Consider the following 20038-nt stretch of genomic DNA (forward strand, 5'->3'; position numbering starts at 1 on the left):
TGAAAAGAAGCAGATTTTGTATCATACAGAGTAAAAACAATAATTGCTGAAAAGAGTTTTTTAATCTAAAAAGTACAAATCTTTAAACTTTATTTCCTTACTTTGTTGTTTATAGTATGTGACAACTATCAAACTTAAACTAGAGTGATTATGAAAGTAAGACAGATTTGTATGATGGTGCTGTTATGGCTGGGAGTGATTCCGGCAGCGCAAGCACAAACTTTCGACAAATTATGGAAAGATGTAGAGCAGGCAGAAAAGAAGAGCTTGCCCAAAACGGTAATAAAACTGACTGATGAGATTTATCAGAAGGGAGAGAAAGAGAAGAATTCCGCACAGATGCTGAAAGCATATATGTGGCGGATGAAAAATCAGGAAGCACTGACACCTGATAGTTTTTATGTCGGTCTGAAAGGCTTGGAACAATGGGCAAAGCAGACGGACAAACCCATGGACCGTTTTATATTACACTCTTTGATAGCAGGAATCTATGCAGACTACGCTGCCCAAAATCAGTGGCAGCTCCGGCAAAGAACAGAAATCGTAGGGGAAAACCCTTCAGCCGATATGCGTGAATGGACAGCAAATATGTTCGTTGAGAAAGTACGGACAAATGTAAAAGAAGCCTTGGCAGACTCAGTACTGCTGCTCAAAACTTCCTCGCGTACTTATATTCCTTTTGTAGAACTGGGCGAAACCAGTGAGTACTATCACCACGATATGTATCATCTGCTGGCTTCCCGTGCCATAACGGCACTAAATCAGATAGAAGGGCTGGTGCGCAACAACGGTTTCAATGATAACACGCCTTCCCTTGTGAAGCAAGATATTATAAACATCTACGGAAGCATGATTGCTGCTTATAAAGCTGCCGACCTGAAAGAAGGGTATATACTGACTACACTCAACTATTTGGAATGGAGACGCAATGCGGATAGAGATTTTGTACCTTTCAAAGCACACGAAGGACTTCTGGGATTGACGGAAGATACGTTTCTGACTGCATTGAATACACTGAAAAGCAGGTTTGCGTCAGAACCCGTCACTGCGGAAGTCTATTTAGCGCAAGCCCGCTATGCCATCCAAAAACAACAGCAAGTCAATGCCTTGCAACTTTGTGATGAAGCGATTCGCCTTTATCCGAATTATCGCAGGATAAATGCGTTAAAGAATCTTCGAGAGGATATTTTAGCACCTTACTTGAATGTCGCGGCGGCAAGACAGGCTTTCCCGAATGAAGAAATAAAGTTGAATGTTTCACATAAGAATCTGGACGGTTTCACCGTGCGGTTGTATCAGGCGAAAAAACTGGTTAAAGAACAACATTATTCGCTTCTTCGTCCGAAGGACTACCGCTCGCAAGATACGGTATTCACTTTCAAGTCTCCCGACTTAGGCTCTTATGTGATGCGTATCGTGCCCGATATTCGTGCCAAGAGGGATAGCGAGAGTTTCTTTGACGTGACACGTTTCAAAGTGCTGACGTGCCGTCTGCCTGAAAAGCAATATGAAGTGGCGACGCTGGACGGACAGACCGGGCATCCTATACCGAATGCGAAAGTTACGCTGTATAGTAATGACGAAAAAGTGTTGCAGGAGTTCACGACCGGAGAAAATGGTAAAGTCGTATTCCCCTGGAAATCCGAATACCGCTTTCTGAAGGCATCGAAAGGAACGGATACAGCCATGCCGAAACAGGGTATTTACGGCGGAAGTTTCGGATATTACGGTGATGAAAATAAAGCGACCGAAAGCATGACACTGCTGACCGACCGTTCCCTGTATCGTCCCGGTCAGACGGTATATGTGAAAGGGATTGCTTATACACAGAATTCGGATACGGCAAACGTGCTTCCGAACAAGAACTATACAGTCGTCTTATTGGACGCAAACAATCAGGAAGTGGGGCAGAAGTCCGTACGTACCAATGACTTCGGTTCGTTTACCGCTGATTTTGCATTGCCTTCGGCTTGCTTGAACGGAATGTTCTCTTTGACGGCAGGAGACGGCAGGACGAATATCCGTGTGGAAGATTATAAACGTCCGACATTCGACATAACTTTTGAGAAACAAACGGAAAGTTATAAACTCGGAGATGAAGTACAGGTGAAAGGTAAGATACAATCTTATAGTGGTGTGCTGCTTCAAGACCTTCCGGTGAAATATACGGTAAAGCGTTCTACCTATAGTTTTTGGAGAATCTCTGAATCTACGCAGATTGCTTCGGGCGAAGTGACTGCCGGCGGGAATGGGGAATTTACAATCCCAGTTCGCCTGGAAGAGAGCGACGCTTATAAGAATAATGATAAAGTCTATTACCGCTATTCTGTTGAAGCCACTGTTACCAATGTGGCGGGTGAGACACAATCATCTACGGATGTGATTTCGGCGGGCAGTCGTTCTTTGGTCTTGCAGACGGAATTGAAAGAAAAGACTTGTAAGGATAAACCGTTCAGCATCGTGTTTAAGGCGCAGAACCTGAACGGGCAACCTGTGGAAGTGAAAGGGAACTATGCGTTGTATCCTGCGAATGAAAAGGATTTCAAGGTATCGGGTGAAACTCCGGTAGCGACGGGAACATTTACTTCCAATGAGGAAATGACGCTCGACTGGAAGAATATTCCGTCGGGAGCTTATGTGCTGAAAGCATCGGTGAAAGATAATCAGGGAAAGGAAGTGACGGCAGATGCTAACACCGTTCTTTTTTCACGGGAAGATAAACGTCCGCCTGTGCAGTCTACCGTATGGTTCTATGCGCCGAATACGGAATTTGATGCCGCGCATCCGGCGGTGTTCTGTTTCGGAACTTCGGAAAAGGATGCTTATGTGATGATGAACGTATTCTGCGGTGATAAGCTGTTGGAAAGCAAGGCGCTGAATTTGTCCGATACGATTATGCGCTTTACCTATCCGTATCAGGAAAGTTATGGCGACGGTATATTTGTGAACTTCTGCATGGTAAGGGATGGACAGGTTTATCAGGAACAGGTTCAGGTAAAGAAGCGGTTGCCGGACAAGACGCTGGCGATGAAGTGGGAAGTATTCCGTGATAAATTGCGTCCGGGACAGAAGGAAGAATGGAAACTGACGATTAAGACGCCACAGGGACAAGCTGCCAATGCGGAAATGCTGGCAACGATGTATGATGCTTCGTTGGATAAGATATGGAACCGCCGTCAGGATTTCCAGATTTATTATAATCAGATACTTCCTTATTCCAATTGGATGAGCGGGTATTCCGGAAATAATTCATTTAATTATTGGTGGAATAATAAGGCTCTTAAAGTGCCGGGGATGTTGTATGACAGATTTGTCGTGCAGCCCGGATTCCGTATTGAAGAATTGCTTGAAGTAACGAACGATGCGGCAATATATGGTGCATCGGCACAAGGAAGGATTATGATACGGGGAATGGCGAGCCGGAGTGTGAAGAAGGAGATGGCTTCACCGGCTATGGCAGCCGATGCTGCTGAAGATGTGGAATTCTCAGCAGGATGGGGACAAACAGGAATACTGGGTAAATTGGATACAGTCTCTGAAGAGGAAACACTTCCCGAAGCCCCTGCCGACCTGCGTACAAATCTTGCCGAAACAGCCTTCTTCTATCCGCAGCTTCGCACTAACGAGCAAGGAGAGATATCCTTCTCATTCACCATGCCCGAAAGTCTGACACGTTGGAACTTCCGCGGATATTCTCATACAAAGGGAATGTTGATGGGTACATTGGACGGTGAAGCTACGACGAGCAAGGAATTTATGCTGACTCCTAATCTGCCGCGTTTCGTACGTGTGGGCGATAAGACTTCAATTGCAGCTTCTATCTCCAATATGACAGGCAAGCCGCAAGCCGGAACAGTAAGCATGATTCTTTTCGACCCGATGACGGAAAAGGTGGTCAGTACGCAGAAACAGAAATTCTCCGTTGAAGCGGGAAAGACGATTGGCGTGAATTTTATGTTTATCGTGAGTGATAAATACGAAATACTGGGTTGCCGGATGATAGCCGATAGTGGCACGTTCAGTGACGGTGAACAACAGTTACTTCCGGTATTGAGTGATAAAGAGCATTTGGTCGAGACACTTCCGATGCCTGTACGTGGAGAAGAAACCCGTACGTTCTCCCTTGACAGCCTGTTCAACCAGCATAGCAAAACGGCAACCGACCGTAAACTGACGATTGAATTTACCGGAAATCCTGCCTGGTATGCTATTCAGGCGTTGCCTTCTTTGAGCCTTCCGGTGAATAATAATGCTATTTCATGGGCTACCGCCTATTATGCGAACACGTTGGCTTCATATATAATGAACAGTCAGCCACGCATCAAGGCGGTATTCGATAGCTGGAAACTTCAAGGTGGTACAAAAGAAACTTTCCTCAGCAATCTGCAGAAGAACCAGGAAGTGAAGAATATCCTGCTGTCCGAATCGCCGTGGGTGCTCGAAGCGCAGACCGAAGAACAGCAGAAAGAACGTATCGCTACGCTGTTTGATTTGAATAATATCCGCAGCAACAATATCGCTGCCTTGACAAGATTGCAGGAATTACAGAGTTCTGACGGTGCATGGTCATGGTATAAAGGGATGAACGGCAGCAGTTATGTCACGGCCTATATTGCGGAACTGAACGCCCGTCTTGCTTTACTGACAGGCGAGAAGTTGAGCGGAACTGCGCTTTCTTTGCAGACTAATGCGTTGAAGTATCTCCATCAGTCGGCTTTGGAAGAGTATAAGAATATTCTTAAAGCACAGAAAGAAGGGGCGAAGTTCACAGGAGTTTCAAGCGGTATCCTGCAATATCTGTATATTATCGCTATTTCCGGCGAACAGGTTCCTGCGGTTAATAAGGCAGCTTACGCTTATTATCTCTCCAAGGTAAAAGAACTGCTTCCGTCAGCTTCGATGGATACTAAAGCTATCGCAGCTATCGTGCTTGATAAAGCCGGGCATAAGAAAGAAGCGCAGGAGTTTGTCGCTTCCCTGAAAGAACATCTGACGAAAACGGATGAACAGGGTATGTTCTTCGCTTTCAACGAGAATCCTTATGCATGGGGCGGAATGAAGATGCAAGCCCACGTAGATGTGATGGAAGCGTTGGAATTGATTGGCGGCAACACGGAGACGGTAGAAGAAATGAAACTCTGGTTGCTGAAGCAGAAGCAGACGCAGCAGTGGAACTCTCCGGTAGCTACTGCCGACGCGGTATATGCGTTGCTGATGAAAGGTACTAACCTGCTTGATAACCAGGGCGACGTACGTATCGTGATTGCCAATGAAGTGATGGAAACGGTTTCACCGGGCAAGACTACCGTTCCGGGACTGGGATACATCAAACGTTCGTTTATACAGAAGAATGTAGTGGACGCCCGCAAGATTGAAGTGGAAAAGAGAAATCCGGGTATTGCCTGGGGAGCTGTTTATGCGGAATACGAATCGCCGATAAGTGATGTGAAACAACAGGGCGGTGAGTTGAATGTACAGAAGCAACTGTATGTGGAACGTATGGTGGACAACACGCCGCAACTGCAACCGGTTACGTCAAAGACGGTGCTTCAAGTGGGGGATAAAGTCGTTTCGCGCCTGAGCATCCGCGTAGACCGTGCAATGGACTTCGTACAGTTGAAAGACCAGCGTGGCGCTTGTTTCGAACCCATCGGTAGCGTATCCGGCTACCGCTGGAACAACGGAATCGGTTATTATGTAGACATCAAAGACGCTTCTACCAACTTCTTCTTCGACCATTTAGGAAAAGGAGTGTATGTGTTGGAATATAGCTATCGTGTGAGCCGCGCAGGAACCTACGAAACGGGTCTGGCGACCATGCAATGTGCTTATGCACCGGAATATGCTTCACATTCCGCTTCAATGACAGTAGAAGTGAAATAATTATTTATTAACGGTGAACGTTTGGCGTTCACCGTTAATAATCCTTTCAATCCAATCAATATCTCATCTAAAACAGCTACATTTGTGCACCAAAATAAAATGTATCGCATGAAACGTAGTTTACTATCTATATTTTTTCTGCTTTCTGTCGCTTTGGCAGCCGTTGCCCAACCCCGTATCTCTTCGAATAAAGAGACGCACAACTTTGGACAAATAGAGTGGAAACGCCCGGTGACAGTGGAATATACAATCACTAATACCGGTAACCAGCCATTGGTTCTTACCAATGTCACTACTTCCTGTGCCTGCTCCGTAGCCGACTGGACGAAAGAGCCGATTGCTCCGGGAGCGAAAGGAACAGTAAAGGCTTCTTTTGACGCGAAGGCGTTGGGACGTTTTGAAAAGTCAGTTGGGATATACAGCAATGCTACTCCGAATCTGGTTTATCTGAAGTTTACCGGAGAGGTGGTGCAGGAAGTGAAGGATTTTACAAAGATTCTTCCGTATGCTATCGGGAATATACGTCTGGACCGTGACGAGTTTGCTTTCCCTGATGTATATCATGGTCAGCAGCCTTCATTCACTTTCAATATAGCTAACTTGTCCGACCGTCCGTATGAACCGGTATTGATGCATCTGCCCCCTTATCTTAAAATGGAAGCCGAACCGAAAGTCCTGTTGAAAGGAAAGAAAGGAACTGTCAAATTGACGTTGGATGCCAGCCAGTTGAAAGATTACGGTTTGACGCAGACTTCTGTTTATCTTTCCCGCTTCTCCGGCGATAAGGTGAGCGAAGAAAATGAAATCCCTGTTTCGGCCATTCTTCTTCCCGATTTCTCACGTATGACGGCTGCTGATTCGCTGAATGCTCCTGCCATGCGTATTTCGGAAACGGATATTGACCTTAGTGTGCCGTTGATTAAGAAGAAAAAGGCAAGCTATGAGATATTGATTGCTAATGCGGGAAAAACTCCGCTGATTATTAGTAAATTGCAAGTCTTTAATTCATCGGTAGGAGTGAGCCTGAAGAAAACGGTACTTCCGCCGGATGGAATGACGAAGCTGAAAGTGACTATTCGCAAGCGTGATGTAGGTAATAAGAAACATCATTTACGTATTTTGATGATAACAAACGACCCGATGCGCCCGAAAGTCGAAATCAATATCAAACGCTAAATCTTATTGTCATGGAACATCCTGAAAATGGTGAAGAATACAAAGGACTCGTTGTCAACAAAGGCATCGAACAACCTTCGTCTGTGAATCCTTACTTGAAACGGAAACCTAAGAAACGCCAGCTTTCGGTAGCTGAGTTTGTGGAAGGTATAACAAAAGGTGATGTCACTATATTGAGTCAGGCTGTGACACTGGTGGAAAGTGTGAAACCCGAACATCAGGCTGTCGCTCAGGAAGTGATAGAGAAGTGTTTGCCGTTCTCCGGCAATTCTATCCGGGTAGGTATCAGTGGCGTTCCCGGTGCGGGAAAGAGTACTTCGATTGATGTGTTCGGCTTGCATGTACTCGAAAAAGGGGGAAAGCTGGCTGTATTGGCTATCGACCCGAGTAGTGAGCGCAGTAAAGGGAGCATCCTGGGAGACAAGACCCGTATGGAGCAGCTTTCCGTACATCCTAAGTCATTTATACGCCCTAGCCCGTCAGCGGGTTCATTAGGCGGCGTGGCACGTAAGACCCGTGAGACGATTATTCTTTGTGAGGCTGCGGGATTCGATAAGATTTTTGTGGAAACCGTCGGAGTGGGGCAGAGCGAAACGGCTGTTCATTCTATGGTTGATTTCTTCCTGTTGATTCAATTGTCGGGAACGGGGGATGAATTGCAGGGTATCAAGCGCGGTATTATGGAGATGGCGGACGGCATTGTGATTAACAAGGCGGATGGCGATAATTTGGAACGTGCCAAGTTGGCGGCTACGCAATTCCGTAGTGCACTGCATCTGTTTCCTGCACCCGAATCGGGCTGGACGCCGCAGGTGCTGACGTATTCCGGCTTTTATAATTTAGGTGTCAAGGAAGTGTGGGACATGGTCTACGCATATATGGACTTTGTGAAAGCGAACGGCTATTTTGAATATCGTCGCAACGAACAGAGCAAATATTGGATGTATGAAAGCATCAACGAGCAATTGCGCGACAGTTTCTATCATAATCCGAAGATTGAAGCGATGCTTCTGGAAAAAGAACGCCAGGTGTTGAGTGGTAATCTGACTTCATTTATTGCTGCCAAGAGTTTGCTCGATACTTATTTTGAAGATTTATCTTTAATCTAGAGAAAATACGTTAAAAATTTTATTCTCATGTAGGACTCTGTGCTTTTTGCGTGTATTTACTATAAAGCGAAAGGCAGAGATATAAGTACATGACATGAATAATTTTTATCGACTTAAATACCTTATGAACAAAACCTTGTTAACCGGTCTTTTGTGCTGTACCCTGACAGCGCAAAGTTTTGCAGGCCAACCATTAGAGGGCTTCACGTATGCTTCGGTGAACGCTCCGGCAGGAAATGAGTGGGAATCTCCCGAAAATCTGGCATTGAATAAGGAACAGCCGCATGCTTATTTCTTTTCATTCCAAAATTTGGAAAATGCTCGTAAAGTGTTGCCCGAGAACAGTAAGTTTTGGCAATCGTTGGATGGCGACTGGAAATTCCATTGGGCATCTAATCCCGATGCCCGTCCGAAAGATTTTTATCAGACTGATTTTGATGTTACTTCATGGGATGTAATCCCGGTGCCGTCCAGTTGGAATATTTATGGTATTCAGAAAGATGGAAGCCAGAAGTATGGAACGCCTATTTATGTCAATCAACCGGTTATCTTCCAGCATAGTGTGAAGGTGGACGATTGGCGTGGGGGAGTGATGCGAACGCCGCCTACCAACTGGACTACGTACAAAGACCGCAATGAAGTGGGTTCGTTCCGCCGCGATTTTGATATACCGCAGGATTGGGATGGACGGGAAATCTTTATCAGTTTCGATGGGGTGGATTCTTTCTTCTATCTATGGATTAACGGCAAGTATGTGGGTTTCTCCAAGAATTCGCGCAATACCGCTAATTTTAATATCACCCCGTATCTGCAAAAGGGTAAGAACACGGTGGCTGCCGAAGTCTATCGCAGTTCGGACGGTTCGTTTCTGGAAGCACAGGATATGTTCCGTTTGCCGGGTATCTTCCGTACGGTAGCTCTGTATTCGGTTCCCAAAGTTCATTTCCGTGACTTGGTTGCTACTCCTGATTTGGACGCGACTTATACGGACGGTTCTCTGACTATCAATGCCGATATTCGTAATTTGGATAAGAAAGCGGCCAAGAATTATAAAGTGTATTATTCTTTGTATGCCAATAAGCTCTACTCTGACGAGAATACGTTGGTGGATGGTGTCTTGTCTCCTGTGATAGAGAAAATAGAACCGAACGGAACAGGCAGGATTCAGACTGTCTTTAACGTAAAAGCTCCGAATAAATGGTCGGCAGAATTTCCTTATCGCTATACGTTGGTAGCCGAGTTGAAGGATAAGAAGAACAAGACGATTGAGATGGTTTCTACGATTGTGGGATTCCGTAAGGTGGAAATCAAGGATACGCCCGCATCGGCGGATGAATTCGGACTTGCGGGACGTTATTATTATATCAATGGAAAAACGGTCAAGCTGAAAGGGGTGAACCGTCATGAATCGAATCCGGCAGTGGGACATGCCATCACCCGTGAGATGATGGAGAAGGAGATTATGTTGATGAAACGTGCGAATATCAATCATGTACGTAATTCGCATTATCCGGATGACCCTTACTGGTATTTCTTATGTAATAAGTACGGTATTTACCTGGAAGATGAGGCGAATATCGAGTCACATGAATATTATTATGGTGCTGCTTCACTTTCTCATCCGGTAGAATGGAAGAATGCGCACGTAGCCCGTGTGATGGAAATGGTGCATGCTAATGTGAATAATCCGTCTATCGTTATTTGGTCGCTGGGTAACGAAGCCGGGCCGGGTAAGAACTTTGTGGCTGCTTATGATGCGTTGAAGAAGTTTGATTTGTCCCGTCCTGTGCAGTATGAACGTAATAATGATATTGTGGATATGGGCTCTAACCAGTATCCGTCTATCGGCTGGGTACGTGGTGCGGTGAAGGGAAAATATGATATTAAGTATCCGTTCCATATTTCGGAATATGCTCATTCGATGGGTAATGCCTGCGGTAATCTGGTGGATTACTGGGACGCGATGGAGTCTACCAATTTCTTCTGTGGCGGCGCTATTTGGGATTGGGTAGACCAGTCTATGTATAATTATGACCCGAAGACGGGTACTCGTTACTTGGCTTATGGCGGTGACTTCGGGGATACTCCTAATGACGGGCAGTTTGTAATGAACGGAATTGTATTCGGTGATTTGGAACCGAAACCACAATATTATGAAGTGAAGAAAGTATATCAGAATATAGATGTAAAAGCGGTGAACCTTGAAAAAGGTGTGTTCGAAGTCTTCAATAAGTATTATTTCAAGAACTTGGCGGATGATTATCAATTGGTGTGGTCATTGTACGAGGATGGAAAACCTGTGCAAACCAGTCAACCGATGGATATTAATGTAGCACCTCGTCAACGTATGCAGATCACGCTGCCTTATAACCAAACTCTTAAAAAGGATGCCGAATACTTTGTAAAAGTGCAGTTTGTCCTGAAGGACAAGATGCCTTGGGCTGCTAAGGATTTTGTGATGGCGGAAGAACAGATTCAAGTCAAAGCGGCTACCGACCGTCCGTTAATCAGCGAAGTGGCTGCTGCTACTGCTACCGGGACTTTGAAGACTCACATGAATCCGGATACAAAGAAAATCGAGATAAAGGGAGAGGCGTTTGATATGAAGTTCGATTTGCAAACCGGAAGTCTTTATAGTCTGAAATATGGCGATGAAACGATTATTGCGGATGGAAACGGACCGAAACTGGACGCGCTTCGCGCTTTTACCAACAATGATAACTGGTTCTATGCTCCCTGGTTCGAATATGGTTTGCATAACCTGAAGCATAAGCTGATAGAGTTTACTGTTCGCGATAAGGACGATAAGATGGTCTTGAGCTTTACCATAGAATCTCAGGCACCGAATGCTGCAAGTATCAAAGGTGGCACAAGTTCTGGTAAGAATAGTATTGTGGAACTGACAGACAGGGAATTTGGAAGCAACGACTTTAAGTTTATCACTAATCAAGTGTGGACAGTATATCCGGATGGTTCTGTCGAATTGCAGTCGGGCATCACTTCCAATCGTCCCACTCTGACTTTGCCCCGTCTTGGCTATGTGATGAAAGTACCTCAACAATATGCCAACTTTACTTATTATGGTCGCGGTCCGATTGATAACTATGCAGATCGTAAAAGCGGTCAGTTTATCGAACAGCATACCAATACGGTGGCGGGCGAGTTTGTGAATTTCCCGAAACCGCAGGATATGGGTAACCATGAAGATGTCCGCTGGTGTGCGTTGACCAATCAGGCAGGACAGGGAGCTAGCTTTATAGCTACCGACCGTTTATCTGTTTCGGCTCTTCAGTATTCTGCTCTTGATTTAATACTGGCTTCTCATCCTTACCAATTGCCCGAAGCGGGTGATACCTATCTGCATCTGGATTGTGCTGTTACCGGTTTGGGTGGTAACAGTTGCGGTCAGGGTGGTCCTCTCGTTCAGGACAGGGTATTTGCCGGTCAGCATAATATGGGATTCATTATTCGTCCTGTTCGTGGAAAGGACTTGGCTGCTGTTGCCAATGTTGCTCCTGCAGGAGATATTCCTTTGTCTATTACACGTACTCCTGCCGGAATAGTAGAGCTGACATCGGCTAGGAAAGATGTTGTGTTCTGTTACACGATTGACGGCAGTAAGAAAGTACAGGAATATACGGAACCTATTCCTCTTCGTAATGGCGGCACTGTGAGAGCATGGTACAAGGACAATCAGGATATCAGTGCCGTAATGAAGTTTGAAAAGATAGAAAGTATCCAGATGCAGGTAGTATATGCCAGCAGTCAGGAGTCGGGTGATGGGGATGCTGCTAACTTGGTTGACGGTGACCCAAGTACGATATGGCATACGATGTATTCTGTAACCGTTGCCAAGTATCCACACTGGGTAGATCTTGATGCGGGTGAAGTGAAGGAAATCAAAGGATTTACATATTTACCGCGTCAGAATGGAAATAACGGTAACATTAAGGATTACTCTATTCAAGTCAGCATGGATGGCAAAGAATGGGGCGAGCCTGTCAAGAAAGGAACTTTTGCCAATAATTCAAAGGAAAAGAGAGTCGTGTTTGACAAGCCGGTAAAGGCTCGTTATATTCGCTTCACTGCTTTGAGTTCGCAGAACGGACAGGACTTTGCATCCGGTGCGGAAGTGACGATTCTGGCAAATTAGAATAAAACTATTCAGGCACGGAATTACGCGGATTACACGGTTCTTTGATTTACTAAAACCGTGAAATCCGCGTAATTTGTGTCTAAAATAATGATTATAGACTATTATAACTCCCTTCCCGCTTTCTCGAAATCAGCTTTCGACTTACTTTGCGTCACGATATATACCCCAAGAAATACAAGCGCAATGGCAAGTCCTTTCTGCCAGCCAAAACTACCGATTCCCATAATAATGGCGGCAATCGTAGCCACAATCGGTTGCATATAATTATACATGCTGACAACCGTAGGACGAAGCAGTTTTTGTGCCGTCATGATGCAGAGATAGGCAAGGAAACTTCCCCCTAGCACTACATAAAGCACTTGAATGATAGCGACAGTAGAAATAGAAGCCCACTGGATAGTGGAAATATCGTAATAAGAGAACGGTATATAGCACATTGAAGCATAAACGAACATCCACTTATTGATGGTCACTGCCGAATATTGCTGAGTCAACCCCTTGAATACGGTTAAGTAAATAGAAAAGCTGATTTGTGCAATCAGGCAAAGCAAGTCACCAATCAGGCTTCCGTTGCCATTACTTCCTGCCTGACTGCTCATGATAAGAATAAGTGCTCCCATAGCACCGACGAAAATCCCCAGCACTTTTTTATTTGTAACCGGCTCTTTCAGATAAATAGCAGCTACAATCATGGTTACAATCGGTAAAGTCGTTGTAACAATCGAAGCGTCGATAGGCGAAGTCATAGACAACCCGAAAATAAATACTCCCTGATTGAACACCAAAGCAAATAGGGAAGCGAAGAAGATTTTCAGCATATCCCGGTGATTCACATGCTCCTGTTTGCAAAATATAGAAAGTATCCAAAAAGCTGCTGCTGCTCCCACCATACGAAAAGTGGTAACGGAAAGAGCGGAAAACTCTTGGAGAGCTGATTTCCCTATAGGAGCCATCAATCCCCACATAATGTTAGCTGTAAGTGCAAATAGATGACCGTGCAGATTCTTGCTATTGTCCATGTTGATAAGATTTGTTTTACGATTTTCTTATAAGAATAACATTCGAATAGAGAAAATGATTGCAAAGGTAGTTTTAATTCTCGTATTAAAAATCACAAGCTTTTGATAAATGATTAAAAAACTCTTTGAAAGTTTGACACTTTTAATAAAATAATTACTTTTGCAGTGTGCTGCCGCTTTCAAGGGGGGGCAGTGGAGTTTTTGAAAAGCGTTTTTAATAGGTAATCTTTAACATCTTTTGAATTTTGTAGATTCAGATAAAGGGTAAAGATGAATAATAAAACAGATTCCCCGCTTTTCATATATCTAATAGTAAGGGTCGAATCAGGGGGATTTATAGACCGGAAAAACACCTATGGGAATACTGAGCTTCATTGCTACGCTCTTTTGGGGAATACTGGCGGGGATTATCATTGCTGTGCTCGTCATGTATTTGATAAATGAACTGATGGGTACTCCCAAATGGTTGACAGGATTACTAGGCATTTTTCTTTTCTTTTTTCTCTCTTTCCAGTTTACGGCGATTGTTGGTGCTGCTAAGGTAAAAGGGGCAATGGCGGATATTACTGTATTGGGCAATACTGTTAGTGAAAAGACGGACTGGAGTGCTATTGAAACCAATTATCCTGTTTTAAAACCTTATCTCGATAAAGTAGGTATGAAATTGGGTGAAGTGACGGACAAGAAAACTTCGGCACTTTCACTCGTTAACAAAATAATCAATGGATTTATGTGGCGACGTGCAGCTTGGGCGTTAGGCGGGGTAGTTGTGTGCTTCGTGCTGGCTGCTGTGCCGGGGATGACAGGAAATGGACGTGGGCGGCAACAAGGACGACGCGGTGCCTCTGCCCATTATCGAGCCTCTGCACCTGTGAATCGTTCGCATCGTCCACGGCGGAGATAAAGAGAATAAAACAATTATAAATACTAAATGATATTATGGAAACATTAGACCCGAAAAGTCCTAACCACATCTTGGTGGGGTTAGGCGGTACAGGTGGCAAGGTGCTGAAAGCCATTCGCAAACGTCTTTATCAGGAGTTCCCCAATGATGAAGAACGTGATAATTTGTCTATTGGTTTTGTGTATGTAGACTCTACACGTGAGATGATGACACCGGGCGACCCCTCGTTCCGTGTGATGGGGAAAGATGCTTCGTTTACAGAAAGCGAATTTGTCGATATTAAGTCTGTAGATTTGAAGCAGATACTCGATAATGTATCCAACTATCCCGGATTGAAAGGTATCGTGAAGAATGGTGCTTCCATGAAAAATACCTTGGGTGAAGTAGGGCAGGCTGCCGGACAGAAACGCCGTGCAGGGCGTATTCTTTTTGCTGCTAATTGCAATAAGTATCTTTCGGCTTTGAAGGGACAATACAATAAAGTAAAGTCTATTACCAACAAAGACGAGGTTAATATTCATATTTTTACCGGTTTGGCCGGTGGCACAGGGTCAGGAGCTATCATTGACGTGATTGCCCAGACACGTGCACAAGAGACTTACAAACATGCCAATATCATGGTCTATGCCATGGTGCCCGAATTGGATATCCCTTCAGGATGTCAGGCAGGACGTTATCATCAGAATGGGTATGCGGCATTGAAAGAGTTAAGTGCGCTTAATATCGGACGCTTCCTGCCGTCAGACGTTATTCGGGGCGATGAACATATAGAACTGGATCTTACTCCTAACAAACAGTTCGGATTGATGCTTTATTCTAATGTAAATGAGAATGGGGTGGTAGTCAACTCCTTTACGGAATTGCCTCAACTGTTGGCGGATACGGTTTACTTCCGTCTCTTTCTGGAAGAAAAACATGGTACGACCGATGACCTTCTGCGCTCCTTCAGTTTGGAAAATATCAATGATTTTTGTGTAGAATACAGTGAGAAGTCGAAAGGCACAGATAAGGAACGTGCCCGCACAAAGGCTATCAATACTTTCGGAATCAAACGTATTATCTATCCGGAGAAACGTATCCTGGAACATATTACTTATACCATAGGTGAGAGAATACTATGGCAGATGCAATACAATAACTTCAAGGATGATTTCGGTTTCGTACAGGAATCGCTTCGTAAAGATTACCGTGAGTTATATATCAATGATAAGAATCTGCGCGACTGGATGTTGGATGATAGCCATCTGATGCTGGAAGAAAAGATTTTCGATACGGACAAATATTGCAGTAAGATAGAGAATTTCTGGAGTGACATAACAAACAGTTATTCTTATGACGATGCAAAGGCAGTAGATCCGGAACCATTGAGATTCCTCGAAAGCATCTGTTCGGATACTTACAAGACTGCTTTCCGTAACAAACAGGGGGTAGAAGCCTACTATCTGGATAAGGGTAATGACTTGTTACTGAAAGAACAGGCGCAATATATTATCGAGCGTATAGAAAAGAACTTGTATACTAAATGGTATGAGGGTTCCCTTTCATTGGAAGACCTGCTGAATATCTGTGACGCAGTGCTGACATACATCAAGAACCGTAAGGAAAAGATAGAAAATGACATTGCCGGTGTAGATGATAAAATAAAGGTAAACGAGGACGATGCTGATGCCAACAACTATGACTACAATCACTTGTCATTGTTGCAACGTGCTACCGGACGTTCACCTCGTCTGTACTCTGACCATCAAATGATCATGAAGGATCTTTATACACTGCGTACCCAACGTGTGGCTTACGAATTTGAAGGTAAATTATTAGGTAAATTACGTGCGGCATTCGAACAGTTCAGTGCAGAAGTCAGCCAATTTATCGGTGTGTTGCTGCTATCAATGGATGCTGCTGAAAAGCGTATTGCCGACCGTAACAAGAACACTAAAGGTATTGCGGATTTGTCAAGTGCTATCGTAGAAGTCAGCGAAGATGATAAAATGCTTAAACTTGAGCAGACATTGATTCTGGATAAGAACCAACAGGAAACTTGGGCGGGAAATATCCGTAAAGCCATTGCAGGAAATCGTTCCTATGCTCACTTCAATGAATTGGCGGCTACTACTTCCGAAGATACGATATTTGATGTATTTGATGCCGAACTCAGTCCGAAGGTACGTGAAAAACACGACCAGGATTACCAAAATGATAAGATTTTGGGCTTGAACGTTCTTCAGCAATTACAGAAGGTGTTATTGACTGATACTGATATTCGTAATTTCGCTTCTTCCGTTATTAATCAGAGCGGTACATTCCTGAAACTGGATGACGGGCAGCTTTCGAAAGCATTGAACAACAATGAGAATCCGGTATCTCATCCCGAATCAATCAATCGCAAGACGATTTTGATTTCTATGCCTACCGATGAAGGAAACGACTCTCTCAAAGCGTTTTCCAATAAGCTGAAAGCTGCTTTGCAAGGTGCTTTTGGAAATGCTACGCCGGGAAGTACCATTAACTTCAATACTTCGGATGAGCGCATGAATGAAATCACTGTGATTTCTATCCGCTACTGTTTCCCGATGCGTGCCATTGCCTGGTTGCCGTCTTATGACCGTGCATACAATGACATGGTAAACAACAAGAACGAACTGGCTGCTAAAGAAGCACGTATCCTGCTTCATTGCGAGGGAGACGGTACAGAATTGCCGGAATTGATGGGCGAAAAGAAGATTGCGCCGAAAGACTTCATCCCTTATTTCTTCGTAGCTGCTGCTAATGACATTCTTGCAGTACGCGAGAACGAGCGGGAAGAAAAAGGCTGGTGTACTGTAACTGCTGATGAATGGGGTGCCGAAATGGTTACACTTATTTCACCTCAATTCACCGAGATACTGACAAGTGAAGAACTGACGGAAGAAGTCTTGGATACTATCAAGGAGAAGGTGGACGACATTCTGAAGAACCCTGACCTGAAGATGAGTGACCGTGCCGCTATGGTAGAAGGTGTGAAAGTCGTGATGCGTGATTACGTAAGTAAAGAATGCTCCAGCCCTACATCACCCAAATATCAGCAATATAGCGCTGAAGCAAAGAAAGCATTGGAATTAATCAATAAGAAATAAAATAATTATGGCAAGACCCAGTGACCGTGACAGATACAAATATGGTATCTGCACGAATCGTGACAAAGGCGGCGAAGGAGCCCCTTGTCCTAAATGTGAAAGTAAAGAAGTACAGAAAGTAAGGGGTGGACAAGATTTCGTGTGCGACGAATGTAAAGAACCATTGCGTATGGTTCCGCCACCACCAACTGGCCCGAATATGAAGTTGATTGGCGGTATTATTGCTGCTGTGGTGGTACTTGGTGGCGCGGGTATCGGAATCGCCCTTAGTGGTGGTGACAAAACCGAAGAACAACTGGTTGACGACACGACAGGTGGCATTGAACAAGTAGATGGAGCAACCGATGGTGACGGCATGGAAGTAGAAGAAGTAAACGTGACCGACATGACGTTTATGGAAACTGCACAGGATATGAAACTGAAGAAGAGCGAAACCAAACAGTTGAATATAGACTGTAACCCCGGCAATGCGAATGAAACCGTTACTTGGAAATCGGGAAACGAAGCAGTGGCGACAGTATCTCCAAATGGTCTCGTGACAGCCGTTGCAGCAGGTAAAGCTACTATCACAGCCGTGGCAGACCGTTCGCAGACGAAAACCGAGATAGAAGTTACAGTATCCGATGGCGGCAGCACCAGCACCGTAACAGACGGCGGCGCAACCGGCGGTATCGTAACGAAAGACCTGGGTTATGCAGTCTACAAAGGCCGTATGAAAAATGGCTTGATGAACGACGAAAGCGGTGTGCTGACATTTAAAACAACCCATATCATAGAGCCGCGCGACGTGAAGAAGCGTGAAGCTAAAGCAGGTGAAAAGGTGGTTGGTATCTTCGAAGACGGTCATCTCACTACCGGTACGTGGTATAAGAGTGATGGAAACAAAGAAGTAATCATCCCGTAATGAGGAATCCGGCTACTCAAATAGTCTATGCAGTTCTTTTGCTGTTCCCACTCACCATGTGGGGACAGCAAACTGGAAAATGGGGAAACGGGAAACTCCGCCAAACGGTAGTTTCCATTTCTTCCGATGTTCCTTTTGCCACGGCAGCTTACGATTTCACCGAACGCTATCTGACGGAATTGCAAGGAATGTCCGTTGCTGAGCGCAAATCCAAGATGGAGCGCGACAATGTGCAGATTCGGCAAGGCGGATTCGACCTGCTGAACCTCATCAGCGAACAGACCGCCATGAACTTCTCCGAAAAAGAAAACCGTTATATCGTGTCGTTGGCGAATGAATCCTTCCTTCTGATTGAGCTCTCTTTTCCTGCGTCATGCCAACTGCTGACCGGAAAGAACTTGAAAGAACTGGAAGACGGATTTGTGAAGGGACTGGCTTCTTACAGCTATAAACCTTCCATTTCTCAACCCGACCGGAAGGAACTTAAAAAGCTGGCAGGAGACTATTATGTAAGAGTAGGCGATACCTATTATATAGAGGAAATCAACGGAAACCTTTACTTTGAAGAAAAGAACCGCGCGCTGCGTCCGGTATTCAGCATGAATCACCCGGCTGAGAGCGTATTCAATCTTTTCCTGAGTGAAGATACTTCCTGCAACGCCCCTGTAAACCTGACCGTGCGACAGTACGGACTGAAAAGAGAACAGATGGAACTGCCCGTCCATTCATTGATAGCTTATATGAGAAATCAGGGATGCGCTCTTTATGTCGGTATCGAGGCTTTGGAAACCAACGTGGTGAAGGCTTACGTATTTGCGGTAAATACTGTGTTGAAGTATAATCATGTGATGAGTGTGGAAGTACCCTATTCCCTTCTTAGTGAAGGAAAAGGAAAGATAGAGGGCGATATCACCCTGTTTGTCCCTACGCATAACATATCATCACTATTTGAAGAACTTAATTGGGTAAACACTACCCCAAAAAGGCAAATTAAAGTAAAATGAGAAAGATAATTACTTTGTTATTGTTTTGCGGAGCATATTGCGGCCTGATGGCACAGAGTGAAGCCGAAACAAAAGCGCAAATCAACAAGATAAAGCGCTCGCAGTCGTACCTCTCTGCTGAGGCCACCATGCCTACCGAAGCCGAGGCCATCCAGCAGGCTAAAGAATTGCTGGTGAGTGAAATCAACGACTGGGTAGCCGGCAAGCGAAAAGGTGGCGAAGTAAAACAAGTCGTTTTACAAGATATCAATACATGTACCCAGCGGATGGATATGAAGCGCGGGGTGAGAACACGTGCATTCGTATACGTGAAGAAGAATGAGATTGTCCTCATCTACGGTGAAGGTCAAATCATGCTGAGTGAAGAAGAAAAAGGAGCCGATTTACAACCCTTGTCTGAAATATCGGAACCGATAAAAATAGAACCTGTGAAGAAATCCTCTAAAGACGAAAAGATGGTTTCGACTGTAGAGAAAATCAATCCCGAACAGGAAAGCTTGAATCAAATACTGGCAGCACAAAACATGACGGATATGAAACAGGTTTTCGCGTCGCTCAAAGAGCAGGACAGAATCTCGTATGGCGTATACGCTCCGGACACTGTGGCCGAGCAATGCTATCTGTTATTCTATACCCGCACGGGTGAAGTGAAAGGAGTGGTGAAGAAAGACGGCAAAGAACTGAACAATGTTCAGACGAAAGAAGCTACGGACATGGTGGCTTTCAGCGGTTGCGGAGCCTACTGGTTCATTCTAAAGTAACAAACATAA

General features: G+C 44.7%; 9 protein-coding genes and 1 pseudogene. 9 read left to right on the forward strand and 1 reads right to left on the reverse strand.

Translation table 11 applies throughout. The annotated features are described in order from the left end of the window. The first annotated feature begins 150 nt into the window (after nucleotides 1–150). From BacF7301_RS09935 to BacF7301_RS09950, 4 genes and pseudogenes are all read left to right on the forward strand, one after another. Nucleotides 151–5883, forward strand: a complete 5733-nt coding sequence (locus tag BacF7301_RS09935) for an alpha-2-macroglobulin family protein (protein ID WP_167962383.1) — start codon at nucleotides 151–153, stop codon at nucleotides 5881–5883. Between the two features lie 108 nt (nucleotides 5884–5991). Beyond that, the gene (locus BacF7301_RS09940; protein ID WP_167962385.1) at nucleotides 5992–7059 is read left to right on the forward strand and encodes a DUF1573 domain-containing protein; all 1068 of its coding nucleotides are present in this window, start codon (nucleotides 5992–5994) and stop codon (nucleotides 7057–7059) included. Nucleotides 7060–7070: 11 nt separating this feature from the next. After that, nucleotides 7071–8168 (forward strand): methylmalonyl Co-A mutase-associated GTPase MeaB, encoded by a 1098-nt coding sequence (meaB, locus tag BacF7301_RS09945; RefSeq protein WP_167962387.1) that lies wholly within the window; start codon nucleotides 7071–7073, stop codon nucleotides 8166–8168. Between the two features lie 193 nt (nucleotides 8169–8361). Continuing rightward, nucleotides 8362–12321 (forward strand): annotated as a pseudogene (locus BacF7301_RS09950) (glycoside hydrolase family 2 TIM barrel-domain containing protein); the annotation flags it as partial. A 104-nt stretch (nucleotides 12322–12425) separates the two neighbouring features. On the opposite strand, the gene BacF7301_RS09955 reads toward BacF7301_RS09950, so the two are convergent. Next, the gene (locus BacF7301_RS09955; protein WP_167962391.1) at nucleotides 12426–13343 is read right to left on the reverse strand and encodes a DMT family transporter; all 918 of its coding nucleotides are present in this window, start codon (nucleotides 13341–13343) and stop codon (nucleotides 12426–12428) included. A 355-nt stretch (nucleotides 13344–13698) separates the two neighbouring features. On the opposite strand from BacF7301_RS09955, the gene BacF7301_RS09960 reads away from it, so the two are divergent. Genes BacF7301_RS09960 through BacF7301_RS09985 form a run of 5 tightly spaced genes read left to right on the forward strand, consistent with a single transcriptional unit; the run spans nucleotide 13699 to nucleotide 20029 of the window. Beyond that, nucleotides 13699–14247: a hypothetical protein gene (locus tag BacF7301_RS09960; protein ID WP_167962393.1), complete on the forward strand. Its 549-nt coding sequence runs from the start codon at nucleotides 13699–13701 to the stop codon at nucleotides 14245–14247. Nucleotides 14248–14282: 35 nt separating this feature from the next. Continuing rightward, complete coding sequence (locus BacF7301_RS09965) at nucleotides 14283–17360, forward strand: tubulin-like doman-containing protein (protein WP_167962395.1); 3078 nt, start codon at nucleotides 14283–14285, stop codon at nucleotides 17358–17360. A 7-nt stretch (nucleotides 17361–17367) separates the two neighbouring features. Further along, nucleotides 17368–18264 (forward strand): Ig-like domain-containing protein, encoded by an 897-nt coding sequence (locus BacF7301_RS09975; protein WP_245208427.1) that lies wholly within the window; start codon nucleotides 17368–17370, stop codon nucleotides 18262–18264. Then, a complete protein-coding gene (locus BacF7301_RS09980; RefSeq protein WP_167962397.1) occupies nucleotides 18264–19268 on the forward strand; it encodes a hypothetical protein in 1005 nt (334 codons plus the stop codon). Before BacF7301_RS09975 ends, BacF7301_RS09980 begins: the two co-directional genes overlap by 1 nt. Next, nucleotides 19265–20029: a hypothetical protein gene (locus BacF7301_RS09985; protein ID WP_167962399.1), complete on the forward strand. Its 765-nt coding sequence runs from the start codon at nucleotides 19265–19267 to the stop codon at nucleotides 20027–20029. Before BacF7301_RS09980 ends, BacF7301_RS09985 begins: the two co-directional genes overlap by 4 nt. Nucleotides 20030–20038 lie beyond the last annotated feature (9 nt).

It is taken from the genome of Bacteroides faecium, from assembly GCF_012113595.1.
Lineage (GTDB): Bacteria > Bacteroidota > Bacteroidia > Bacteroidales > Bacteroidaceae > Bacteroides > Bacteroides faecium.

Bases quoted from the DNA above. Each gene is read 5' to 3' on its own strand.
- BacF7301_RS09965 (WP_167962395.1), top strand. From the start codon at position 14,283: ATGGAAACATTAGACCCGAAAAGTCCTAACCACATCTTGGTGGGGTTA.
- BacF7301_RS09955 (WP_167962391.1), bottom strand. From the start codon at position 13,343: ATGGACAATAGCAAGAATCTGCACGGTCATCTATTTGCACTTACAGCT.
- BacF7301_RS09985 (WP_167962399.1), top strand. From the start codon at position 19,265: ATGAGAAAGATAATTACTTTGTTATTGTTTTGCGGAGCATATTGCGGC.
- BacF7301_RS09960 (WP_167962393.1), top strand. From the start codon at position 13,699: ATGGGAATACTGAGCTTCATTGCTACGCTCTTTTGGGGAATACTGGCG.
- BacF7301_RS09975 (WP_245208427.1), top strand. From the start codon at position 17,368: ATGGCAAGACCCAGTGACCGTGACAGATACAAATATGGTATCTGCACG.
- BacF7301_RS09980 (WP_167962397.1), top strand. From the start codon at position 18,264: ATGAGGAATCCGGCTACTCAAATAGTCTATGCAGTTCTTTTGCTGTTC.
- meaB (WP_167962387.1), top strand. From the start codon at position 7,071: ATGGAACATCCTGAAAATGGTGAAGAATACAAAGGACTCGTTGTCAAC.
- BacF7301_RS09935 (WP_167962383.1), top strand. From the start codon at position 151: ATGAAAGTAAGACAGATTTGTATGATGGTGCTGTTATGGCTGGGAGTG.
- BacF7301_RS09940 (WP_167962385.1), top strand. From the start codon at position 5,992: ATGAAACGTAGTTTACTATCTATATTTTTTCTGCTTTCTGTCGCTTTG.